At 37.3% G+C, this 22,325-nt stretch carries 24 protein-coding genes; 6 read left to right on the top strand and 18 right to left on the bottom strand.

Translation table 11 applies throughout. The annotated features are described in order from the left end of the window. Nucleotides 1–10 precede the first annotated feature (10 nt). The 3 genes from IEW45_RS12290 to IEW45_RS12280 form a co-directional block, all read right to left on the bottom strand. Entirely contained in the window at nucleotides 11–1,315 is a 1,305-nt protein-coding gene (locus IEW45_RS12290; protein WP_188621551.1) for a relaxase/mobilization nuclease domain-containing protein, read from the bottom strand. Further along, entirely contained in the window at nucleotides 1,303–1,692 is a 390-nt protein-coding gene (locus IEW45_RS12285) for a plasmid mobilization protein (RefSeq protein ID WP_188621550.1), read from the bottom strand. The genes IEW45_RS12290 and IEW45_RS12285 overlap by 13 nt, the downstream gene beginning before the upstream one ends. A gap of 235 nt (nucleotides 1,693–1,927) precedes the next feature. Next, the gene (locus IEW45_RS12280; protein WP_188621549.1) at nucleotides 1,928–2,827 is read right to left on the bottom strand and encodes a DUF8464 domain-containing protein; all 900 of its coding nucleotides are present in this window, start codon (nucleotides 2,825–2,827) and stop codon (nucleotides 1,928–1,930) included. A gap of 274 nt (nucleotides 2,828–3,101) precedes the next feature. On the opposite strand from IEW45_RS12280, the gene IEW45_RS12275 reads away from it, so the two are divergent. The 3 genes from IEW45_RS12275 (at nucleotide 3,102) to IEW45_RS12265 (ending at nucleotide 5,350) form a co-directional block, all read left to right on the top strand. After that, nucleotides 3,102–3,860 carry an SDR family oxidoreductase gene (locus tag IEW45_RS12275; RefSeq protein ID WP_188621548.1) on the top strand — a complete coding sequence of 253 codons (759 nt, stop codon included), beginning with the start codon at nucleotides 3,102–3,104 and terminating at the stop codon, nucleotides 3,858–3,860. Between the two features lie 20 nt (nucleotides 3,861–3,880). Beyond that, a complete protein-coding gene (locus IEW45_RS12270) occupies nucleotides 3,881–4,798 on the top strand; it encodes a helix-turn-helix domain-containing protein (RefSeq protein ID WP_188621547.1) in 918 nt (305 codons plus the stop codon). Between the two features lie 342 nt (nucleotides 4,799–5,140). After that, a complete protein-coding gene (locus IEW45_RS12265; RefSeq protein ID WP_229665946.1) occupies nucleotides 5,141–5,350 on the top strand; it encodes a hypothetical protein in 210 nt (69 codons plus the stop codon). A 14-nt stretch (nucleotides 5,351–5,364) separates the two neighbouring features. Here IEW45_RS12265 and IEW45_RS12260 read toward each other — a convergent pair whose 3' ends face one another. Next, nucleotides 5,365–5,574, bottom strand: a complete 210-nt coding sequence (locus IEW45_RS12260; RefSeq protein ID WP_188621545.1) for a hypothetical protein — start codon at nucleotides 5,572–5,574, stop codon at nucleotides 5,365–5,367. An 837-nt stretch (nucleotides 5,575–6,411) separates the two neighbouring features. Between IEW45_RS12260 and IEW45_RS12255 the strand changes: the two genes are divergently transcribed. The 3 genes from IEW45_RS12255 (at nucleotide 6,412) to IEW45_RS12245 (ending at nucleotide 11,204) form a co-directional block, all read left to right on the top strand. After that, a complete protein-coding gene (locus tag IEW45_RS12255; protein WP_188621544.1) occupies nucleotides 6,412–7,434 on the top strand; it encodes a helix-turn-helix domain-containing protein in 1,023 nt (340 codons plus the stop codon). A 519-nt stretch (nucleotides 7,435–7,953) separates the two neighbouring features. Further along, nucleotides 7,954–10,362, top strand: coding sequence for a TonB-dependent receptor (locus IEW45_RS12250; protein ID WP_188621543.1), 2,409 nt, complete (start codon nucleotides 7,954–7,956; stop codon nucleotides 10,360–10,362). Nucleotides 10,363–10,367: 5 nt separating this feature from the next. Continuing rightward, nucleotides 10,368–11,204: a DUF4249 domain-containing protein gene (locus IEW45_RS12245; RefSeq protein ID WP_188621542.1), complete on the top strand. Its 837-nt coding sequence runs from the start codon at nucleotides 10,368–10,370 to the stop codon at nucleotides 11,202–11,204. 423 nt (nucleotides 11,205–11,627) lie between these two features. Here IEW45_RS12245 and IEW45_RS12240 read toward each other — a convergent pair whose 3' ends face one another. The 14 genes from IEW45_RS12240 to IEW45_RS12175 form a co-directional block, all read right to left on the bottom strand. Next, nucleotides 11,628–12,314, bottom strand: a complete 687-nt coding sequence (locus IEW45_RS12240; protein WP_229665945.1) for a DNA adenine methylase — start codon at nucleotides 12,312–12,314, stop codon at nucleotides 11,628–11,630. Nucleotides 12,315–12,619: 305 nt separating this feature from the next. Continuing rightward, a complete protein-coding gene (locus IEW45_RS12235) occupies nucleotides 12,620–12,799 on the bottom strand; it encodes a hypothetical protein (protein WP_188621541.1) in 180 nt (59 codons plus the stop codon). Then, entirely contained in the window at nucleotides 12,796–14,415 is a 1,620-nt protein-coding gene (locus tag IEW45_RS12230) for a leucine-rich repeat domain-containing protein (protein ID WP_188621540.1), read from the bottom strand. Before IEW45_RS12230 ends, IEW45_RS12235 begins: the two co-directional genes overlap by 4 nt. Then, complete coding sequence (locus IEW45_RS12225; protein ID WP_188621539.1) at nucleotides 14,415–15,017, bottom strand: hypothetical protein; 603 nt, start codon at nucleotides 15,015–15,017, stop codon at nucleotides 14,415–14,417. Before IEW45_RS12225 ends, IEW45_RS12230 begins: the two co-directional genes overlap by 1 nt. A gap of 1 nt (nucleotide 15,018) precedes the next feature. Further along, nucleotides 15,019–15,867, bottom strand: a complete 849-nt coding sequence (locus IEW45_RS12220) for a phage baseplate protein (RefSeq protein ID WP_188621538.1) — start codon at nucleotides 15,865–15,867, stop codon at nucleotides 15,019–15,021. 3 nt (nucleotides 15,868–15,870) lie between these two features. Beyond that, nucleotides 15,871–16,338, bottom strand: coding sequence for a hypothetical protein (locus IEW45_RS12215; protein ID WP_188621537.1), 468 nt, complete (start codon nucleotides 16,336–16,338; stop codon nucleotides 15,871–15,873). Nucleotides 16,339–16,345: 7 nt separating this feature from the next. Then, nucleotides 16,346–17,203: a nucleotidyltransferase gene (locus IEW45_RS12210; RefSeq protein WP_188621536.1), complete on the bottom strand. Its 858-nt coding sequence runs from the start codon at nucleotides 17,201–17,203 to the stop codon at nucleotides 16,346–16,348. 1 nt (nucleotide 17,204) lies between these two features. After that, nucleotides 17,205–17,489: a hypothetical protein gene (locus IEW45_RS12205; RefSeq protein WP_188621535.1), complete on the bottom strand. Its 285-nt coding sequence runs from the start codon at nucleotides 17,487–17,489 to the stop codon at nucleotides 17,205–17,207. Then, nucleotides 17,479–17,823 (bottom strand): hypothetical protein, encoded by a 345-nt coding sequence (locus IEW45_RS12200; protein WP_188621534.1) that lies wholly within the window; start codon nucleotides 17,821–17,823, stop codon nucleotides 17,479–17,481. The genes IEW45_RS12205 and IEW45_RS12200 overlap by 11 nt, the downstream gene beginning before the upstream one ends. Further along, complete coding sequence (locus tag IEW45_RS12195) at nucleotides 17,823–18,032, bottom strand: hypothetical protein (RefSeq protein WP_188621533.1); 210 nt, start codon at nucleotides 18,030–18,032, stop codon at nucleotides 17,823–17,825. Before IEW45_RS12195 ends, IEW45_RS12200 begins: the two co-directional genes overlap by 1 nt. Nucleotides 18,033–18,038: 6 nt before the next feature. Beyond that, nucleotides 18,039–18,542, bottom strand: coding sequence for a hypothetical protein (locus IEW45_RS12190; protein ID WP_188621532.1), 504 nt, complete (start codon nucleotides 18,540–18,542; stop codon nucleotides 18,039–18,041). Further along, nucleotides 18,535–19,506, bottom strand: coding sequence for a hypothetical protein (locus IEW45_RS12185; protein WP_229665944.1), 972 nt, complete (start codon nucleotides 19,504–19,506; stop codon nucleotides 18,535–18,537). Before IEW45_RS12185 ends, IEW45_RS12190 begins: the two co-directional genes overlap by 8 nt. Before the next feature lie 12 nt (nucleotides 19,507–19,518). Beyond that, nucleotides 19,519–20,184 (bottom strand): DUF6046 domain-containing protein, encoded by a 666-nt coding sequence (locus tag IEW45_RS12180; RefSeq protein WP_188621530.1) that lies wholly within the window; start codon nucleotides 20,182–20,184, stop codon nucleotides 19,519–19,521. Between the two features lie 2 nt (nucleotides 20,185–20,186). Then, the gene (locus IEW45_RS12175; RefSeq protein ID WP_188621529.1) at nucleotides 20,187–22,211 is read right to left on the bottom strand and encodes a phage tail tape measure protein; all 2,025 of its coding nucleotides are present in this window, start codon (nucleotides 22,209–22,211) and stop codon (nucleotides 20,187–20,189) included. Between the last annotated feature and the right edge of the window lie 114 nt (nucleotides 22,212–22,325).

Raw genomic sequence — 22,325 nt, 5'->3', positions numbered from 1 at the left:
CTTTATTTTTTTACTGATTATTATTCAGGTTTCTTTTTTTCTTCTTTTTACGTTTCTTTTTAAGCTGATTGGGCAGGTACTCCGAGGTGTTTTCTGCCTGGGTCAACACCTCTAATACATTTTCTTTTCCTGTTGGTATAGTAGCATATTGAAAGTTTTCACCAGCTTCTTTGGTTTCTGCCGCAGCGGTAGTCTGTGGCTGTAACCCAATGTTTTGTTTCGGGTCGGGATGCCATAGCAAATCCTGTCCTGAAACCCCTTGCGACAAACACCTTTCCTGAATGGCTTTGGCACTATAGGCTTTGCCTAAAGCGCTCCCGTTAAAAACACATTTGGTTTGGTGATCTACATAAGTGATCCTGTATAAAATTCCGTTAGCATTTTGCCTGAGTACGATATGAATACCCTGTTTTTCCAATGCAGATATTAGTTCTGGAATGGATAGCTTTTTTGATAACAATTCCTTATCCACAGCATTTTTTATCCGCCTTTTAAAAGGTGTTCGTTTCTCCACATTTTCTTTGAATTTCTGCTCCAGAAATTTCAAGGTTGGTTTATTATAAAACAGGCTGGCTTTGATGGGGACACCTACCGCATTCCCGTCAGCATCCAGTACCCGGTATAGCAATCCGCCAGTCTGATACACCTTTGAATTTTCCGTTCCCCGTTCTGCTTTTACATTGTATTGATTGAGTACTGCATTCAGCTCCGGAAGGCTGGTATATTTATAGGGAATCAACACATTTTCCAGAATGTTCTGGATAGCCATTTTGGTTTGCGATTTACCATACATAGCCTTGCCGACAGCTATGGGTTTTAACTGATAATTTTTATCTTTTTTTTGAGCTTCGGCCTGCACCAAACCGAACTTATTTTCCAATGCTTTTCGGGCGGGTTCAGACTTACGAATGCCCAAATGGTGCAAGTCAATTCGTTTGCCATCCGCTTCAATATTGGTAGTGACCAAATGGATGTGCGGATGTCCTGCATCGTGGTGTTGATAGACCAGATAAGGTTGCTCACCAAAACCGATTTTATCCAGATAACTATCGGCTATTTCAAGCAGTTTTTGCTTTGATAAATAGTTCTCTGAAACATCAAAATTGAGTGAAATATGGACGCTGTTCCGCTTTGTTTTTTCATTTAATTCCATCTGTTTTAAGAAGCGGTTCAGCTTCATCGTAAAGCTCATTTTATCCGGGTCAACCGGATAATTCCCTGCCCCGATACATTCCGCAACTCCCTGCTTTACTTTGTTCTCATTGTAGTTTAAAATGCGGTGAATGGAGTGCCCTGTTTTGATTACTGCAACCATTTTTCTGCCATTTTTTGGATGTGTTTTTTGATCTCATCCACCTTATTGAACAGGGTTCTTTTTTCTACTTCGTAGGCAATCAGCCAGCTTTTAAATTCTGTAACTTTTTGAAGTGTATGGAGCTTTTTTACCGCCTGATTAAAGTTGTTGCCTACGTGGTTAAGTTCTTTTCTAAGCTGAGCCATTTCTGCCATAAAATCATCGGCAGATTGGTTGCGATACGTCGTTACAATAGGCCTATCAAAAAGGCTGTGACGAACATATTCACTTAGCTTTCGGCAGGTGCTGTTTTGCCATTTCTTTTCGATTTTTTCATACTCACCGGGTGTTAACCGCAGCCCGATAATGCGTGTCCTGTTTGATTTTTTTCCTTCCATCTCATTCTCCTTTATCCTATTATCAAACTCAAAAATTCATTCTATACGCCCTGCCCACGAGTTCCGAGTGATAGGCAGCAAGATGTCGGTTGTTTAACAACCGTTCATCTTGCCGTTTGCAGGAACGTTGCAAACTCGTCGTTTTGCCAAAGTCTCCCAGATGCTTATTATTCACTTTCAGGGATTTTGGCAATTTTCTAAATAGTGAAGTTTTCAAAAATGCTTAGCAACACGATTACAGTTTATTCCCTAAGCGTTTCTTCTGCTGCTTTCCAATATGCACAAGCCAGTCATTAAGGTCTTTGTGGTTTTGGTAAAGCTTGCTATGATCGTTATATTTCTTGCTATTAGACAATGCTTCCCTAGCAACTTTTTTCCCGGCAGCATCATTGTCCAAATACAGGTTTATTGACTTGTGCGATTCCAGAAATGGACGTGCTTTTTCGAACAGGGAAAGGGAATTTAAAATGACAAAATCAGGAGTCTTATTTAGCTCATTTCTACTGATACATTTGAACGAAAGAAAATCAATAAAGCCCTCGAATACAGCCACCTCATCGCAGCCATTTTTTATAGTGGTAATGTCCTTGGGAGAACTGCTTGCTTTGAAATAAGGATTACGTATTTCAAATCCACCAGAATCATTTTTAAAACCAATCCCGTAATAGCTTTTGGCATTCAGTTCATAATGTACTTCCCTACAATAATGGGTTGCAATTTCAATAGAAATTTTTCGCTGTTCCAAATAGCGGATGAGTGCATAAGAACTAAGCTCAATCTCTTTTAAAATTTTAAGTTGATGCTCCGGTTCATTTTTTATTTTAGGAATATTTTTTAAGGGCTTTTGAAAAGAAAATCCACCATGCAGTTTGTTTAGAAACTCTCCAACGGAACAACTAAAATATGCAATCCCAAAATCGATAATATTACCCCCCTTACCAAGTCCATGATCGTACCATCGGTTAAGCTTTCGATTAACCTTAAAAGAGGGTGTTTTTTCCTGCCGTAGCGGAGAACGGTACCAATAGTCATTGCCCTTGATTTTTGAAGGTTCATGACCTAATAAGGATAGGTAGTTAACCATATCCATTTCTTTTGCTTCCGCAATGGAAAGTTTTTGTTTCCTGAAATCCATAACCGCACGTTTTCATTTTCACTATTCAGTTTACTGACGTAAAGTTAAACAAGTGATATGGCACCTACCTATCCTCTATATATTTTGAATAGGACATTTAAAGGCGTTTAAGAATCAATTGTGAAAATTTAATCTCTCATGGGTTGCTCAAGGTATATTGATTAATAATACTTCCAACACTACAGTAATTTCGTTACGGAATTCCTCATTTCAGTTAAGTCTTTATCATCGTGTGTTTTGAACTTTGTAGTATCAAAATTTAAAACAATATCAGATGAAAAAAGTATTGATTACAGGAGCCAATAAAGGCATTGGTCTTGAAATGTCCAAACAATTGGCGCAACAGGGTTATTATGTGTATATGGGAAGTCGAAATTTGGAAAACGGATTAGCGGCAGTAAAAAAATTGAAAGCACAGGGAATCGACAAGGTGGAAGCCATCCAATTAGATGTTACCAGTCAGGAATCGGTTCAAAATGCCCGTACCGAAATTGGAAAAAAAACAGATGTTTTGGATATTCTCATCAATAATGCCGGAATCAACGGGATTGAATTTGTAAATGAAAAACCAATTATGCATACGGCAACCGGAACAGGGGTAGAAAAGTTTAAAGAAGTTTTTGATGTCAATGTTTATGGAGTTATTCGAACTACACAAGCGTTTATCGATTTGTTGAAAAAATCTCCGGAACCGCGTATTACCAATGTGAGTTCCAGTCAAGGTTCTTTGATGTTGCATAGCGACCCAAGCTATAAATACTATCAGTACAAAGGAGCTGTTTATCAGTCATCAAAGGCGGCACTCAATATGTACACTATTGTTTTAGCTTTTGAACTGCGTGATACCAATTGCAAAGTAAATGCGGTAAGTCCGCCTTCCACCGCTACAGATTTCAATCATCATTTAGGGACGGCAACAGTAGAAACCGGAGCACAACATATTTTGAAATATACTTTACTTGATAATGACGGGCCGACGGGTAAATTTTTCTGCGAAGATAACAATCCGGAAACCGGGGAGATTCCCTGGTGATAATTCATTAAATTTATGAGATGAAAAAGGATAAAAATCTTCCGTATCATTACGATTCTCTCTTTGAATTACATCGGATATTGGGGCTTCCCAAGCCTCAACATCCTTTGGTTAGTTTAATAAATAATGAACACAATAAATTGGTTGCAGGTAAAATACAAAGTTTACGCACTTCGGCCTTTTACAAAATCTCGTTCAAAAGCAACTTAAACGGAAAGCTGAAATATGGACAGCATTATTACGATTTTGAAGATGGTGGAATGTTTTTTGTAGCTCCTAACCAAGTCACCGAAAGTAGCGACAGCAATGGAGATTTTTCTGGTTACACGCTCATTGTACATCCAGATTTTTTGTTAACATATCCCTTAGCGAAAAAGATAAAGCAATTTGGTTTTTTCTCCTATACTACTAACGAAGCCCTGCACCTGTCCACGGGAGAAAAGGAAATTATTATTCCCATTTTTCAAAACATCGAAAAAGAATTGCAAAATAGAATTGATGATTTTAGCCAAGATGTCATTATTTCTCAGATAGAAACTTTATTGAATTACAGCAATCGTTTTTACAAACGTCAATTCATCACCCGAAAAGCAGTAAATAATGACTTATTAGAAAAATTTGAAGCCTTTTTAGAAAGGGATTTCCAAGAAAAGCAGTTACTACTTCACGGAATGCCCACCGTTCAACTTATGGCAGAACGATTAAATTTATCGTCCAGTTATTTGAGCGACATGCTACGTGCCATTACGGGACAAAGTGCCCAACATCATATCCATCATAAACTGATAGAAATTGCTAAAGAGAAACTTTCCAGTACCAATTCATCTATTAGTGAAATCGCTTATGAGTTAGGTTTTGAGCATCCACAATCTTTCAGCCGTTTATTCAAACAGAAGACTCGTCAAAGCCCGGTAGAATTTCGGGCTGGCTTTAACTAGACTTTTATAAGTATTTTTTAATAACTAAATCTTGTTCTCGGAATAGACGGTTGTAACATTTCTTTATCGGAATGATATCTCAAAACTGAAAGTTGTACTGTCACAGAATTCTTTCCCATCTCACAACCTGTTTTGATAATTGTAGTGCTCTGTTTATTTCTTTATTTATGATAATTGTTTCCTCCATATTTCGATGAGGATGATTTCTTTTACTCTTAATACTTTTGTTATGAATGTTGAATAATTTAAAAACGTGTGATTATGTTGACAACAAATGATGTAGCCAAAGTTTATGATACGATATTAAGTATCCCTGGCATGAATGACACAGTGAAGATTGATTTGAGGATCTCACGTAAAAATGTGCTATTACTAAACCATGTAATTGAGCGTGGATTGGTAGTGAAAGATGATGAGAAAAATGATGGACTTCTATCTAATGTGCCCGAAGAAAATCTGGAAGAATTGAAAAGTATTGCCGGTCAGTATCTCGAAAAAGCCGGACTTATTGAACTCAATGAAAAGTTGAATGAGTTAGGAAAAGGGAAGTAAAGTATTCAGGCTGGTTATTCGGTTATCCAGCCTTCTTCTTTTCTGATATTTTGAACCTTGTTGGCTATGAGCCAATCTTCAAATAAAGAATCATTAATGGGAGTAAATTTAATAAACTCTCCTGATGATAGCATTAAGGTAAAATCTTTTGCTACGGTAATGTATTTGAGGAGTTCCGAAGCTGAATACTGAAATCCCGGGAAATGTTTGGCGGTGGTTTTCATATCAATACTATTTTTAGATTAAGGCCGCCTGATAAAAATAGCGCAGGCAGCAACTTATAGCACTGAGGTCTTAGGAAACCCAACAACAATAAGTGCGCCCACGCAGTAGCATGAGCGTTCTTCACTTGTTGTCCTGCTGTTATCGAAAGTTCCTAAGTTTCAGTGCCGGACTTAAAGCAAAACGCTTCAAGAATATTTTTTGTAAAGTTAGCTAAATATATAAATAAGGGATAAATCTTATGAAATACTTTTGAATGACACTATTTTAAACAAAAATTATTTTTGTTTAATGAAATTAAAATAACGCAAAAAACAATTCTCTTCCCATAAATACAAAGGAAAATAAGTTTAAAACTTTAACAAGGTATTTGAACTTATTAATAAAAGAGGTTACTTGGAATTTTAATTTGGCAGATTGTAATAATATTTTCAGAATCCGTAACAGAAAAAATCAACCAATTCAGTCATATAAATGAATAGTTTAACTGAATTATTAAGATATAAGGCTACTGTCATTCATTATTGTGGCTCCAGCTATAAAAGAGGATTTTTCAAACCCTAGGAAAACATACGAACCAGATTATTGCCTTTGTAGATGTTAAAGACAAAAAATTAAGTTCAAGTTGCAAAATATTAAAAGCCAATCATAATCATTCGTCAAAATTTCCGTTACCTAATAGATATGAATCTGAAAAATGTATATAATAGTTCAAGGAAATAGATTGATAATCAAGTTTTTGATGGAATGTTTGATTTCACTTATTTTAAAAACATTTTCAATCGATTTTAGTTTTATTGAATTATTTTAGCCTGTTCGGAGAAAGTGTTCTATTATTTATGTTAGAAATAATTCAAATAATCGCCCTTACGCAGGGATTGTTTCTTTTAAGCGTACTGATTGTTAAACAAGAAAGTTACAAGCGGGTAAATTTCTTATTGCTTTTAGGAACAATCATTTCATTACTTTTAAATGTAATTGGAGATGATGATTTTAACCTTTTTCTTCCTAATGCCAATTGGTATTTTTTCCAGTCTCCATTAATAATTACACTTTTCTTTTTACTTATAAAGTATCACAACTCAAAACAGGATAAATTTCAACTCAGGGATTTTCTATATTTTATCCCTTATTTATTTTTTATTACGCTTCAAATTGTAGAAGACTTCAATGACTTTGGCGAAAACATATGGTTAATTATAGGAGAAATTCTGGCAGGCGTCACCCTATTGATTTATTTAGGTTATACTATTTATGACATCATCAAAAACAAAAAGGAAAGATGGATGCTATTTTTTATAGTGCCTTATGCTTTATTGCATCTAATACACGAAATTTCATTTATCATAACGAACGATCATAATAATCTCTCATTTTTCGAAAGTTATGGGTTAATCGGATTATCAGCGGTACTTCTATATATGATTTTATTTAAGCTTGTTGTATCACCAAAATCTGTACTACCAAAGGCCGATACCAAGACCTATAAAACTTCAAGTCTTAGTAAATCCAAAGCAGAGGCTTATAAAAGGGAATTTTTAAGGCTTATGGAGAATGAGAAGCTTTATACCAATAGCAATATAACGGTGAACCAAGTAGCTCAAAAAATGGGTATTCCAAGACAATATTTATCTGAAGTCTTGAATGTGTATTTAAAATCCAATTTTCAGGATTGTATGAATAAATATAGAGCTGAAGAATTTGTAGAATGTCTAAAGGATGATAAGTTTAAGAATTATTCTATTATGGGCATTGCCAATGAAGTTGGTTTCAAATCTAAATCTTCTTTCAACACTACCTTTAAAAAAATATATGGGGTTACTCCTAGTGATTTTAAAAAGTCATTAACTTCAATCGCTTAGATCTTACCTTTTCTCCTTATTCCATACTTCAAAGAAGAATCACATTGCAAATCAGTTTTCAAAAAATCTTTTAGAAATTAAAAGAAGCTTCTTCTTTCTACCGGGTATCGGATTATATACTTACATACATTTCCTAAATATTAATATAATGGGAGTATGAACGTGGGTATATGGAAATGGATAGCTTCAAATAATATTGCCAAATAAGCAATGGGTTAATTGCATTAGCCTAGTTTTTTAAGCCAAAACTTCAACTGACAAATCATCACCACTTCAAAAGCAAAAAAGCCACAAATTCTTCAATTAGGGCTTTTCCAAGTACGAAAAGCGCATTTAGAACCTTTTAAAACCCACAATAATTAAAACTTAAAAATATGAAAATCAGTTATTTAATCTAAAAACTATAATGAACAAGTACTGAAAGCGTATTCAAAACCTACTTCATTTTAATTGCTATGCATACAAGTCTAATTTTATCCCGGTTGAATGAAAACCTTAATCTAAAAATTTTTAATAATTATGACAAAAACAAAGCAATTAAACCCCTTAAGGTCAAGAAAAGGACTTGCCTTATTTGTGATGATGATGTTGTGTCCGGTAATCTTTTTTGCACAAACAAAACATACAGTTAGTGGTGTAGTTAAAGATATTGCCAACGGTGAAACACTTTTGGGGGTAACTGTCCTTTTAAAAGGTACATCAATTGGAAGTACTACAAACGAGTATGGTTTTTATTCTATCACAGCGCCGGAAGGTAATTATACCTTAATCATTTCCTACTTAGGATTTACAACTTTTGAAAGGGATATAAACTTGAACGCTGACCAAAAGTTAGACATTGAACTTAAAGAAGATGCCACTGAATTGGATGAAGTAATCATTACATCCGAAGAATCAAAGAAAGTAGACCTTCGGACACCACAAATGAGTGTAGCAAAACTCTCAACGAAGGATATTAAACAAATACCTGTTGTTTTGGGTGAAGTAGATTTGATCAAGTCCATTCAATTGCTACCCGGTGTTACTAACGCCGGCGAAGGTGCCTCGGGCTTCAATGTACGCGGTGGTGCAGAAGACCAAAACCTAATTCTCTTGGATGAAGCTATTATTTACAACGCCTCCCATTTGTTTGGTTTCTTCTCCGTATTCAATGCTGATGCTATTAAGGATGTTAAACTTTATAAAGGGGGCATTCCTGCACGCTATGGAGGAAGAGCTTCTTCGGTATTGGATATACGTCAAAAAGACGGAAATAGTAAAGAATATGAACTCACTGGCGGAATTGGTGCTATTTCCAGTCGTCTGGCGGCAGAAGGGCCAATGTTTAAAGACAAAGGCTCGTTTTTAATGGCCGGTAGAGCTGCTTATGCCAATATATTTTTAGCCTTAGCTGGTGAAGATAGTAGAGCCGGATTTTACGATTTGAACCTGAAAACAAATTATGAAATCGACGAAAAAAACAGACTATATTTATCTGGTTATTTGGGCAATGACAACTTTGACCTGGAAGGAATTTTTACGAATTCATACGGAAATCTCTCAGGAAACTTGAGATGGAACCATATCTTCAATAACAAGTTATTCTCCAATGCATCCTTAATATACAGTCGATATAATTACAACCTGGAAATTCCCATTGAAGGAATTGATTGGAAGTCGGATATCAACAATTATAATATACGCTATGATTTAGGGTATTATGCAAGCGAAAAATTAAAATTTGATTTTGGAGTAAGTGGTATTTATTACAACTTTAACCCAGGAAAACTTAATCCTTTAGATGAAAAATCAGGCGTTAATCCAGAGAAATTAGATAACAAATTTGCTTTAGAAGCTGGAGTGTATGCAGGTTTAGAACATAAAATTTCTGATAAGCTCACCGCTCAATATGGCTTACGTTTCAGTTACTTCAATAGACTAGGAAAGCAAACCTTAAACAATTACGCTAATAATTTACCAGTAGTTTACAACGAAGAGTTGGGCATTTATGAACGTGCCGACCCTATTTCGAGTACCGAGTTCGGCAAGGGAAAAAGTATAGCTACATTCAACAATTTAGAACCTCGGTTGGCACTTTCATATCAGCTAAATGAGAAATCTTCTTTGAAAGCCAGTTATAACCGAATGGCTCAATACCTGCATTTAATTTCCAACACCACATCAGCTACTCCATTAGATGTTTGGGCACCTAGCGGAAAGTTTATTAAACCACAAATTGCAGATCAATATGCTGTAGGTTACTTCAGAAATTTCAAGGAAAATATGTTTTCGATTGAAGCTGAAGCCTATTACAAAACAATTGACAATCGGGTAGATTATATCAATGGCGCAGAACTTATAGCCCAAAACACTATTGAAACCGAAATTTTAACTGGTGAAGCCCGTGCCTATGGATTAGAATTTTTATTGCGAAAAAATAAAGGCGATTTTACAGGCTGGATCTCATACACATTGTCAAAATCACAACAGCGTACACCAGGCGGAGCAGCAGGCGGATTGGGCATTAACGATGGGAAATGGTATAGCTCTAACTGGGACAGAACTCACGACTTTTCGTTTACCGGAAGTTACAAACTCAACGAAAAGTGGCGATTTGGGGCCAATATGGTATTCCAGACAGGACGACCTGTTACCTATCCTAACGGACAGTTTATATATAACGGATTATCCGTGGCTACTTATTCTGAAAGGAATGCAGACCGACTGCCGGCCTACCACAGGTTAGATCTTTCCGCAACCCTAACACCTCGAAAAAATAAAGATAGAAAATGGCAAGGCGAATGGGTATTCGGTATATACAACGCTTATAACCGAATGAATGCAGCCTCTATTTCCTTTGGCCAAAACCAGGAGACAGGCATTAATGAAGCCACTCGTACTTCCATATTTGGTATTGTTCCTTCAGTAACCTACAACTTTAAATTCTAAAAATAATGAAACGTATAAATTTTTATAACAAATTAGGGGCACTCCTCATACTAATAGGATTATTAAGCTCTTGTACCGATGTCATAGATGTAGATGTTCCAAACGGCGGCGCACGATTAGTGGTTGATGCGTCTATTAACTGGCAAAAAGGCACTTCGGGAGAAACACAGACTATTTATCTAAGAGAATCAACTGCTTATTTTGATAACAATCGAGATGTCCCTGTTACAGGAGCATCAGTAACGGTAACGAAAGAGAACGACGGATCCATATTTGTGTTTTTTGACCAGAATAATGGTAGTTACACGGCAACCGACTTCGTTCCTGAATTAAATGCATCCTACACTTTGGAAATTCTTTACAACGGAAATTCCTACACGGCAACCGAAACCTTGATTGCAGTATCAGATATTAATCGAGTGGAGCAAGGAGTTGAAGGTTCTGGTGATGACTCAGAAATTCAACTTCAAGTATTTTTTGATGATCCAGCAGGTGTTGAAAACTATTATTTGGGTGAATTTATTCCGTCCAATTTACCAATACCGTCCCTTGCTGTGATTAGCGATGAATTTACAGATGGCAATGAAAATTTTATTGAGAACGATAATGATAACTATGTAACCGGAGCAACTGTAGATATAAATGTGTATGGTATTTCACAACGTTATTATGACTATTTGAACATATTCATCCAACAATCTGGAAGTGAGGACAACGGACCTTTTCCAACTACTCCGGTACAGTTAAAGGGAAATTGTATCAATGTCAATGATCCCAACGAAGAAGTATTGGGATATTTTAGGCTAAGCGAATTTGATACTACATCATATACGATTGAATAGTATAGAAAGTCGGTTTAAGGGATGATAGTGCGTGTTTGGAATTTATAATCGCAAAATCGAAATTTCACTAAATTAAAAACCAAATTTCACTTTTTTCACACAAATATAACTAAATTTAATCAGCGTTTAAACTGTATTTAAAACATAAAAAAACCGCCACTGTGGCGGTTTTACTATATACTGTTATACTTATGTATTGTTCCTTAAGTATTCAGGTGGCAAAGAGCAATACTTTTTAACGCCTTCTTTTCCTTTTCAACCTACAGCGCACCCTTATGGGATAAGTATATGCAAATATATAAATTATTTAAACACTATATTTGCTATAGAATAATACCGTATGGACATCAACACGCCGTTAAGGATAACGCTATGCACCGCGACACGTATTATCAAAAAAGCCCCTACTAAGGGGCTTTTTATTTATTTATACAACATTATATCCGTGTAACTAGCTGTGTAGCTCATTTGGTTCGCTGTTGTACTCATAGTAGCACCGTTAAAAGGATTTACACCACCTGTATTGGTTTCTACCCATTCACATAGTTCCAGTATATGCGATTTATTTGATGTGAAATAGAAGTAATTATTACATTTTAAAACGTTAAGCACATCGAGATAGTCGCCCAATTTCCAGTAATTCTTATACGTTCCTGCCTCTGTTGATAGGTACGGAGGGTCAACCAAGAATACTACATTATCGCAGTCTTTATACTGAGCAAATAGTTCTTTATAATCTGCTCTTACCACTTCTAAGCCGTCAAGATAGCCTTTAACAACGTAATCATTCTTTTTAACGTTGTTGTAGAGTGCCTCTTTTTCCAGTTGTTCATAGTTCAGCACGTACTTCATACTGAACATTAAAGAACTAGATAGTGTTATGTAGTCAACATAACCGCTATCATCGTCTTTTTTTACTCTCTCTAAAACTTTTACCCTTAAATCGGGTGTTAGCCTTGCTTCTCGTTTAAAACTTCCTACAATAGCACGTAAATCGTTTAACAGTTTGTTTGTCTTAGAAACATTTGCAAGACGTTCACTATAATTATCATAATCGTTATAAACAACTGTAGCATCAGGGTATTTGGCTTTTACAGTATGCGAAAGCAAGCCACTACCGCCGAACAGGTCAACATATATACCATTTTGGGTATGTTTCTAATATGCTTTTAAATTCTTTAATAAATCTTCTTTTTTGCCCCATAAATGGCAAAGGAGCACTTGTAAACACTTTTTTATTCATTTCGTTTATTGATTGATGATTGATTATATTTGCACCTCTCACGGTAATTATTAGACATAACAAAGCCACAACCAGAAGACTTTTGTCCTCCGACTGTGGCTTTGTTGCTAAATTAAAATTACCGTGAGAAGTTTTTTAATTTGTCGGGGGACTTTTTAAATCCCCCAACTTTTTAGCAAGGACAGTTTTGGTCGTCCGGCAGTGCTTCAATCTTATCGTAATTATCGAAGCCTGCAAAGTAGTCAAGTGCTTCACACTTGGTCTTTAATTTGTAATTGTCGGGGTTACCATAAATGGTACCGCCATTGTAAGGCACTACCGAGATTATTTCATTTTGGTAGTGGGTAATCATGTAGGTTTGACATTCCATGAGTGATTATAATTATTAATTAAACAATACATTTTTTCCATTGGTGTGGTCGGGGTTCCGTTGCTACTGTTCTGCGCGTAGCCCGCAGGTTCTTGATACACTCCGCTAGGTGTCCAACTGTTAACTGCTCGGCTGCTGTCGTAAGCAATTATATTCATATACCTAAAGGGTGTATTCCCTGCTGCAAGTGAAGCATTAGCCGTAACGAAGCTGTAAACACTATCAACAAAGTCATCAAACGCCTGCTGTGTTTCAAATGATGCGGTACAGCTAAATGTTTTAAAGTTTGGCAGGTTAGTGAGCCAAGCCGGGAAATTAAGGTTCATTTTCTGTTGCCAGTCAAAATATATGCTTTCAAGTGCTGTAGCTCCTGAAAAGTCGCCCCAACCGGTTAGGTTGTAACTGGTAGCTACTGTATAGTTATAACTCCCATATATAGTAACTCTTTTTAATGCTTTCATTTGTCCTACACACGTTGGCGGTATACCATTATTCCACCTACCGTAAGAAGCGTTAAGTTCTTCAACGGAATAGTCATCAGCATCAAGAACAAAATCTTTACTTGTAGGTGTTGCGCCAAATGTGCGGATATTTATATTTTTACCTGTTGTCGGCACTTCATGTATAAACCTTTTAACCTGTGCTAACGGAAGTTTTATCCTTTCACTAAGGCTAAGTATTTTAAATTCTGTAAGTGTTGACAGGTCTGCCGGGAACGCGAAGTTTTCAGCAGCATAATCACGCTCTAATGAGAAACTTTTTAATTTAGTCATTTCCGAGAAACTTTCAGGAAGGGCATAGTTCATAGGTACGCCATCCATGCTTAAAATTTCAAGGGTATCTTTTAAGGGTTCTATAACTTCGGTTTCAAACTCTTGCGCGGTATTGGTAACTAAATAGCTGTCAATATTCAAATCTTTAACGGGGCTGTTCTTTATCCATAATGGCAACGTGTTTGATGATATACCTAAATCGGCTAATGAAATACGCTGTAACAGTGTGCTTAAAGCCTGATTTTCGAAAGCAGTTATACCAGGCATTAAAATCAACATTTGTTCGGTTAAGTTACGGAGCTTTGCCAATGATGGAAATGTACCCAGTAATACTATATTGTAAAATATTACACTTTGTATTTGTGCTGTGTTTTCAAAGCGTATATATACATCGCGCTCCTGTGTATAAGCATGGTCCACCGTGTTTATTTTTTCTGCATTGGCTAAGTCTTGGTAAAAGTGTAAACCAAATTCGCCTCCGCCAAAACCATCATTTGGTTTTACTCCGTACACACCTGTATTAACAGCAACTTGGGTCGGGTCTGATGTACTATTACATCGAAAAGAAATACCCCTGAAATCGTTATTTGGCTTAAATGTATATTCGTGTTCGCCTGTGCCATCACTGTAATCAATATATACTTTGTTATCTACAGTGGGGTATGAAAGCACTTGAAAATACGATGGACGGGTGGTGTAGCCATCCGCACGTGCAGGGAAACAGGTTCCATGCGTACGGAACTTTAAAATGATTTCGCCATCGGGTGTTATAATAGGTATGAAGCCTCCAATCGTATTTATTTTATCGGCTGTTTTTGCTATCATTACGAAACAGGTATTATAGTTAAATTAATCACTTGCCAATCGGTTTCATTATCGCCATATCTCACGTATATTCTAGGTGGATTAATATTTGGGCACATAATCTGCACGCCTTTTATAATGCCGTTTGCTATGCTATGCCCTCCAATATTAACTAACTCATCAATAGTGGCATATTCTGTATTCGTTGGGTCTACTTTAAAAAATTCATACGTTGGTATAGTGGTAGAGTTACCGTTTTGGTCAAGTTTAACAACTTCTTCACTTGCGGGAAGCTGAGCAGGTAATGGTATTTTAGTATTGTCAAAACTCGGCGCATCAAGCGCGTCCTGCAAGCCGTTTACATCGGCAATTTCATGTGTGTGTACCGCATCTGCTTTACCTGAAAGGCGGGCGTTAAGGTTGTGCGCATCTAAGTCGGCAGCATGCCCATCTGTTTGGCTTTTTTCTGCTTTTGCTGCAAGTGTACTATCAAGGTCTTGAATGCTGCTTTGCGGTATTACGTCGTCTTTATGAAAAAAGCTGTCCCAAGTTGCCCAAAATTGCGCCTGTGTGGGTTTTAAGCCTGTTTTAAACCAGTTTTTTATTTCTGATAGTGTTGCCATATTATCCTGTATATATTATATAAGCTAATGTATAGTAAGGCGGGCGGTTCTCGTGGGGTGCACCTTCACCTGAAGGTTGTACAGTTATAGAGTGCGAGTGTTCTCCTGCCTGTTTAGTAGTATAATTTTGATTTTGTACTGAGTTACCACGCTCTAAAGCGGGTATGCCATCGCCCGCGCTGTTAATATTTAAATCTATCCCATGCGTGTGCGCTCCGGAACTATTAGCCGTTGCCGTGTGGGTATGCTGTCCGTTCTGTGCTGCGGTTAGCGATACTGTTTTTGCTCCGCCTGTGTTACCAATAGTGTTATAATCCGTGTCGTTTGGGTCGTAACCTACTATAAAACGCCCGGTAAGGTCTGGCGTTCCGTTGGTGCCGTCACATAGTTGCCAACCTGTAGGTATTGCATTTATACTACCTGAAAATAATTGCGGGTTGGTACCGGGCGGTAAAATGCGACTTTGTAAATCTTTTATTGCCGTTACACGTTTAAATGCCGACCATAAAATACTGTTTACCGATGTGCCAAAAGTGGCAGTACGCAATTTTCTTATTGCTTTAAGTTCGCCGTTTTCAAACTCGCGAGAGATTTCCGTTTCGGTTATTACTATTGCAGGCGTAGCAGGTGCAACAGGCAAATATGACTGATTAAACTTAACAACCTCGCCATTTATGTACAGGTAACCTTCCTTTATTATGTTGCCTACCTGTTCACAGCCTTTTAATATGGTGTAATTGCCTGCAAGCTCGCCAAACACTTGTAATATTTGGTAGTCCTGCTGTAGTTCGTTTAAGCGTTCCAGTTTTAGCGGAAAACCGCCCGTTTGTATAAAATCGGTTGTATTCATTTTCTATGGTATAATCATTATTTTGTAACGCCTTCCGGCTGCTTTATAAAAATCAGTTGTTGCCTCTAAGCCTGCCAGTTCTGTATTGTAAACATCGGGCGGTACCCATACAATAAAGTCAACGCCCGTTTCGGCTGTTTCGGCTTCTGTTCTTAGCCATATTGTACCCGGTTCGCTTTCAGTACTGCCATATTTGTTTTGTGCTTCTGCTTCGGTGTGCAGGTATGGTGTGTTATAAAGTGTTCCGCTGCCTATATATATTCGCCTTAATGACTGGTCGTATTTATCGTTAAGGGCTTTGCGTAAATAACACACCTGCCCCGTGTGTTCCAGTTTGTATATATTTTCATTTCGCCATAGTTTCCAATTGTAGTGTAATGCTTCGGTTGGCTTAATGTTTATTTGTGCCATTGCTGCCAAAAATGGCTTTCTAAAGGCAGAAGGCAATAGCATGAGCGCAAGGCGGGGCATATCTACACTATACCACATATTCTATATCATCAAAGGTTACTACTTCAAAATAACCGCTCTCCGGTATAGTGCTTACGGTAACTTCTACAGGCGTGCCATAATCATCGATTGCGGGGTCTATCCAAGAAGTTTGCGCACTAAACACGGTTGCATCAATTACGCCATTTATTACCTGTAGCTTATCTATAAGTGCAGAGAGTTTCAATTCGCCGTTAAATGGTAACTCGGTCAAATATTCATTTATAGCATCCTGTACAGGGTAGTTACCATTTGCAACACTCATACCTTCGGCTGTTAATATTTCTGCATCGCGTTTTACTTGTATGTTTAAATACAGTCTATCCGGCAAATAATTAATAATACGTATATCCGTTCCTGCTATTTTCCACTCGTTTACATAGTCTTCAAAGGCTTCTCGTTGTTCATCTGTTACAGGGGCGTTTTCGCCCGATATTTTTATGATAACCGTATTACTTTGTTCTGCCTCTGCAACTGCTGCATACTTTATTATTTTAGATGTTTCTATTTGTTCAACTGTAAGACCTGTATTATCATAGTAGTCATAGTCAGGAACGAGGTTATAGCCATACTGAAATAGTAGAGCCATTTCCCTGTACCAAGGCAGCCTGCCTATTTTTTGGGTTCTTATTTTTTCATTTATCTCTGTAGTATGTTGTGAAAAAATTTGCTCATGAAAGTAGTGTGCATAAGCAATAACATCAAATAGCATATTTTCAAAACTAACAAGCGAAAAAGTTTCAGTAAACGAAGCACCTACAGCAAAACCATAATAGCCGGCAATCGTCTCATTAGCCATAAACGCAGTTGTAATAGTGTTTTTTATTTCTGTGATTGTTCGTGCCATATTAACTTACTATAAAATCAATCTCTATTGCCATAGCTCCAATACCTGCTGCTGGTATAATTAGTGCTGTATTTGCATTTGACAACGCTGATGCAGGTTGCCATTTTTTACCCCATATAGCTACAACAGCGGGGTTAGTTATCGGTGTTGGTTCTATAGTTTCGCCAACAACAAGCTCATCAGTAATACTTTTATTATTTAGCAGGCTCATTGCAAAGGCATTTTCAATGCTGCCTGTGCCAAGCAATACCATATCTAAAAAATTTTGTCCTTGCTTAACTGTCATAATTTGCCTGTATTACTATAGGTTTATTTTCATATAAATCCAGCCTGGTAACAGTAAGCCCGTCTTTTGCAAAATGTTCTCTTATACGGTGACGAAACTCCAAATAATTATCACTTAAAAGCATATCTTCAAGACCTACACCCAAATCGGGTTTACTTTTTAAATCGCCGGGCTTCATTAAAAGTATAAGTGCTTTATTTTGCTCAAGTGTATTACCTATTACAAGACCGCTTATTATTTTACCTGATGCATCATATTTAGGTTGTACTTTTAAATCGAGAACAGTTCCTGTATTTGCATCGTCTGTAAGCTGTATACCTGTTTGTTTTGCCATTACTCTATAGTTCCGTTAAACGTTCCTGTTACTGCCCCTGTGGGAGCTATAAGACCACTTAAATAATTTATTGTTGCGCTCTTAATATATTGCTCTGTTGCTTGCGCCCATCGGTCAGCATATTCTTCATCGCTTATCTCTGTACGTTCCCGCATTTCTGTTATTAAAGCCAATATTTCGGCTTTATAACCTTCTGTATTTAATGCCATTTAAAACTACTTTAAAAGGTTATTAAACTTTGTTTCAAATTCATCAATAGCAGTTGCGGTATCAGGTAATGCTGTTCCTGATGGTCCCATCGGTGTATACACTTTAAAAGCTCTAAGCAACTCCGTTAAATCTGAAAAAATATCTTTAAGGCTTGCCTCATTATTTTGTATTTGTACCTTTCCATCGTCGCCATCCAGTAATACTATTAGACCGCTTATACTAAATTCTGCCTTTTGTACGCTGTCGGCTTTTATTACACTCAAATCGTCCAGTGTGCCGTTTCCGCTAAGCAATAACACATTAGTATTAATAGCGGGAGTTATAAGCATATAATCTGCGCCGTTACCTATTGTTGCTTTTAACCTAACGCCTGTAATTACTAAACCTCCTGCCAACTTAACCGAGCAACTTTGCCCGTTTACGGCTGTAACAACACCCCTTATAGGCAGGTTAGGATTAGCCCCAACTATTTGTTGTAATTGCTTTTTTAGTTGTGACAGTTTATCCATTGCTTAGTTTTATACCGAGTGTTGTTGTTCTCTTGCCACCACTATCATTAAAAGAAGTAGTTACAGCAACTACATAATATTTACCGTTTTTAAAATCATAATCAAGGTCTATTATTTCGGCTGTATAAGTAGGTCGTACAACAGGTATTAACCAACTGTCAAAAGTACCTTCATACCCGTCGAAACTATTTTTTACTAAAGCTGCATCCGCTACCTTTTGCATATCAGCTTTACTCATAGGACCCACTTTAATAGTAACCTTATCGCCTCCTGTTGTTCCGGTGGTTATACTTGTTACATTACCGTTTAAATCAGTACTTTCAACTGTTACTTCAACACGCTTATCAATTGCCCTTTTATATTCAAGCGAGGACTGCTCTATATTGTGATGCATTGAAAACTTTACATCGCCACCCTTTTCAACATAAGGCGGGTGTATATGCAGTACTTTGTTTGCCGTATCAAAAAAAATATTGGCTTTGGTTTCTTCCTGTATTTTTTTAAGTACATCATAACCGGTTGCCTGATATATTGTAAATTTTTCGTAGCTAATATCATAATCACAGTTAACCGTAAATGAGCTATCTATATTATTAACTACATACTGCGCTATGCTTTTAATACCGGTTGGTTTTAATTCAATATTTGGTACTGCTGCCCTAAACAGAAAAAGCGCATCAATGCAAATTATTTTTAATGTACTGTCATTCGTGGTAATGTTATCTACATAACCTGTAAATTCAGTTTCCAAATTATTATCATACCCTAACTTAATTACCACCTCAGAACCGCGCCCGATTTTACTTTGTACATCGTTTAAAACAACCTCATTTAATACCGCTTCAGGTAATACTATAGTAGCGGTATCTGCAAGGTTATCAACACTGCTAACAATTTCACATTCGGCAAGTGTTAGCAATTTATGCTCTATGCCGTTTGTTAAAAATGTTATATCAAAATCCATTTCAAAGTACATCTAGGTAAGTATTAGACTGAATTTGTAATCAGAATAAGCCTTTATAGTATAGGCCTGTACATTTTCGCCTTTTGTAAAAGGGAGTGAAAAATCTTCTATTACTATATAATTAACTCCTAATAGCTCTAAAGGGGTACACTTAATCCTCACTTTACAATTAGCTATTAAATCCTTTAACCTTAAAAAATCAGAAATAGGATAACAGTCTTCTACATTACCAGTAGTTAGGGAGCCTATAAGAATCCCCGTAATGTTTATTTCATAATCGTCATAACTCCATCGCTCCTTTACCGTTCCTTTTCTGTCCTCTAAATCTGCGCTTTTTTTCCATTTTGCTACATTACGCCTTACTAAGTTATTTCTACCTGAAATATTTATCATAGTTTCATAAGGCAATAAATACCATGTGTTTCCTTCATCTACAGAAAAGGAAAGCGGAAAAAATTGTTTTTCTTCAGGAAGCGCAGCATCTGATTTCCATTGATTGTCAAACTGGGAATACTCATGCTGCGTAACCTTTACATCTTTCTTAATTGGCAGAAAAGGTATAAGCGGTAATGCATGCTTACCAAGCTCATTTTGCACCACATTTAAACGGGGTATTTGCTCGGCTAACTTACTGCCTACTAACGATGCGAATAATATATCTGTATTATCTAATCCCATTTTTAACTACCTGCTGTTGTTGCCATAGCTGTTACACGTAGCAATTCATCAATTGTGCCTTCGCCTGCTTTTTCTGCTGCTTTACGGTCGCCAGTAATAGTATTAGCTTTAATACCTATCATTTCTTTAACCGTAACCGTTATATAATTATGCTTTGTACCTCCTGTAGCAATAGCTGAATTTGTTTTTTTACCTTCGTTTGCAAGCCCGCTAGTTCCTGCACCGTTTCCGTTTGTTGCTTGTGGCGACATACCGGGTATACCGGGAACACCTATGCCGTCTTTTTCGTCCTTTTCTTTCCATTTAATAGACATGGTGGCTAGCTTAAATTCTTCGGCTGCCTGTTTGCCATAATCCATTACTTTTTTAGCACCGTCAACAATCGCTTTTTTACGGGCTTCGGTATCAGCATTAATTTTGGCTATTATTTTGTTGTTTTCGGTTTTATCGCCAATACCCATAGCATTTTTAAACTCGTACCAACCCTTTTTAACATAGTTTAGACCTATCATTATACCGTTAACCATTGTGTTAAAGTAGAGCTTCACACTTTCCACATACGCTTTAAAGATGAGCTTTGCACCGTTTACGGTATGCTTCCACGCTTCGCCCCAACCTTCAGTAGCGGTAACTACCCAATAAATAACACCTATAAGGGCTATAATAGCAAGTGTAATTAACACAACTGGGTTCATAGCCATAATAGCGTTAAACACAGCCTGCACACCGCTCCATATCTTTGTAACTCCTGAAACAACAGAAGTCCATAAGGCCAATAATTTTTGTGAGTTGGTTAATGTGCTTACTACTTTTCCGGCACCTGCCAATATTGGCATAAGGTTTCCTACATCGCGGGCAACATCACCCAGTACAGAGGCGTAACCTATCGCACCATCTGTAGCATTAAACATTGAGATTTTAAAATCGTCAATACTTGCTTTTAGGCGGGCGTTTTTTTCCTCCTGGCTTTCCATTATTTTGTTGGCTTGGTCGTATGCAGAAGTTGTACCCTGTATAGCACCCGTAAGCCTTTGCATTTCATCAATACCCGATATTAATGCAATAGCTGCTGCACTGTTTTCTTTACCAAATGTTTTACTAACAAGTGCCTGGTCGTTCATTATTTTTTTAAGAGGAACTAAACGCTCGGCAAGCGTAAGCGACTTGTCACCAAGCATATTAATATTAATGCCCGCTTGTTGTAATTCCGTTTGTACTTCTTTGGGTAAAAATCTCCCCTGATTTAAAGAAGCTAAAACATTTCGCAATGCCACACCGCCCTCGCTTCCTTTTTTACCTGCTTTATCCAGTACCTGTATTGCTGCATTAGCTTCAGCAAAATGTAGATGAGCAGTTTTGGCTTCCAATCCTGCCTGCTGCAAAGCCATTTTTATTTGTGGTAACTCTGCTGAACCCTCCTGAGCAGCAGCAGCCATAATATTCATCATGTTTGCCATTTCGGCAGATGCCTTAATAGGGTTATCAAGTGATACCTGATATTGGTTAAGTGCTGTTGTTAACACTTCGGTTGCTGCCACCTGGTCGCCTCCCATTAGTTTAGAGAGAACTGAAACCTGACTACCCATAGCCTTTAACGCCTTCGGCTGTTTTGCAATTTCGGGTGTGAGCTGGCTAAGCAGGAGTTTATAACTTTCTACGGATTGTGATGCCGAACCGCCAAAGGTTTTAGCATTTTGCCTGGCATACCCTTCAATCTCCTTTAAGCGTTTTCCGGTTACGCCTGTAATGGCTTCCAGTTCCTTCATATTGGCATTAAGTGCCAAGCCGGGAGCGTTAAGGGTATTTAAACCGGTAGCTACTCTGTCTACCTGATTAAGTATAGCATCGAGCTTTATAGCCTTAATATCACGCTGCATTTTGTTAAATGCTTTTTGCGAATTATTGTCTAACCTGTTGACAGCCCCTGTAACTTTGTCTACTCCTGAGCGAAGTTTGCCCATTTCGGCAGTTACAGCATTGCCGTTACTTGTTATTTTAAATATGTAATTAAATAGGTTGTTAGACATGGCTATTTTCCCGCTTCTTTTTTGCGTATATATTCCAACTCTTTAATCCGTGAGCACCACTCGTTATCCGTAAGGCTGTCGGGGTCTTGTATATGGAAATAGTAACGCAGTTGT

This window comes from Flavobacterium suaedae, from assembly GCF_014642915.1.
In the GTDB taxonomy this organism is placed as follows: domain Bacteria; phylum Bacteroidota; class Bacteroidia; order Flavobacteriales; family Flavobacteriaceae; genus Flavobacterium; species Flavobacterium suaedae.
This window is presented reverse-complemented; position numbering and strand designations above follow the sequence as displayed.

Excerpts from the sequence above, each read along its gene's own strand:
- IEW45_RS12290 (WP_188621551.1), bottom strand. The coding sequence starts at position 1,315 with ATGGTTGCAGTAATCAAAACAGGGCACTCCATTCACCGCATTTTAAAC.
- IEW45_RS12285 (WP_188621550.1), bottom strand. The coding sequence starts at position 1,692 with ATGGAAGGAAAAAAATCAAACAGGACACGCATTATCGGGCTGCGGTTA.
- IEW45_RS12280 (WP_188621549.1), bottom strand. The coding sequence starts at position 2,827 with ATGGATTTCAGGAAACAAAAACTTTCCATTGCGGAAGCAAAAGAAATG.
- IEW45_RS12275 (WP_188621548.1), top strand. The coding sequence starts at position 3,102 with ATGAAAAAAGTATTGATTACAGGAGCCAATAAAGGCATTGGTCTTGAA.
- IEW45_RS12270 (WP_188621547.1), top strand. The coding sequence starts at position 3,881 with ATGAAAAAGGATAAAAATCTTCCGTATCATTACGATTCTCTCTTTGAA.
- IEW45_RS12260 (WP_188621545.1), bottom strand. The coding sequence starts at position 5,574 with ATGAAAACCACCGCCAAACATTTCCCGGGATTTCAGTATTCAGCTTCG.
- IEW45_RS12255 (WP_188621544.1), top strand. The coding sequence starts at position 6,412 with ATGTTAGAAATAATTCAAATAATCGCCCTTACGCAGGGATTGTTTCTT.
- IEW45_RS12250 (WP_188621543.1), top strand. The coding sequence starts at position 7,954 with ATGACAAAAACAAAGCAATTAAACCCCTTAAGGTCAAGAAAAGGACTT.
- IEW45_RS12245 (WP_188621542.1), top strand. The coding sequence starts at position 10,368 with ATGAAACGTATAAATTTTTATAACAAATTAGGGGCACTCCTCATACTA.
- IEW45_RS12235 (WP_188621541.1), bottom strand. The coding sequence starts at position 12,799 with ATGATTACCCACTACCAAAATGAAATAATCTCGGTAGTGCCTTACAAT.
- IEW45_RS12230 (WP_188621540.1), bottom strand. The coding sequence starts at position 14,415 with ATGATAGCAAAAACAGCCGATAAAATAAATACGATTGGAGGCTTCATA.
- IEW45_RS12225 (WP_188621539.1), bottom strand. The coding sequence starts at position 15,017 with ATGGCAACACTATCAGAAATAAAAAACTGGTTTAAAACAGGCTTAAAA.
- IEW45_RS12220 (WP_188621538.1), bottom strand. The coding sequence starts at position 15,867 with ATGAATACAACCGATTTTATACAAACGGGCGGTTTTCCGCTAAAACTG.
- IEW45_RS12215 (WP_188621537.1), bottom strand. The coding sequence starts at position 16,338 with ATGCCCCGCCTTGCGCTCATGCTATTGCCTTCTGCCTTTAGAAAGCCA.
- IEW45_RS12210 (WP_188621536.1), bottom strand. The coding sequence starts at position 17,203 with ATGGCACGAACAATCACAGAAATAAAAAACACTATTACAACTGCGTTT.
- IEW45_RS12205 (WP_188621535.1), bottom strand. The coding sequence starts at position 17,489 with ATGACAGTTAAGCAAGGACAAAATTTTTTAGATATGGTATTGCTTGGC.
- IEW45_RS12200 (WP_188621534.1), bottom strand. The coding sequence starts at position 17,823 with ATGGCAAAACAAACAGGTATACAGCTTACAGACGATGCAAATACAGGA.
- IEW45_RS12195 (WP_188621533.1), bottom strand. The coding sequence starts at position 18,032 with ATGGCATTAAATACAGAAGGTTATAAAGCCGAAATATTGGCTTTAATA.
- IEW45_RS12190 (WP_188621532.1), bottom strand. The coding sequence starts at position 18,542 with ATGGATAAACTGTCACAACTAAAAAAGCAATTACAACAAATAGTTGGG.
- IEW45_RS12185 (WP_229665944.1), bottom strand. The coding sequence starts at position 19,506 with ATGGATTTTGATATAACATTTTTAACAAACGGCATAGAGCATAAATTG.
- IEW45_RS12180 (WP_188621530.1), bottom strand. The coding sequence starts at position 20,184 with ATGGGATTAGATAATACAGATATATTATTCGCATCGTTAGTAGGCAGT.
- IEW45_RS12175 (WP_188621529.1), bottom strand. The coding sequence starts at position 22,211 with ATGTCTAACAACCTATTTAATTACATATTTAAAATAACAAGTAACGGC.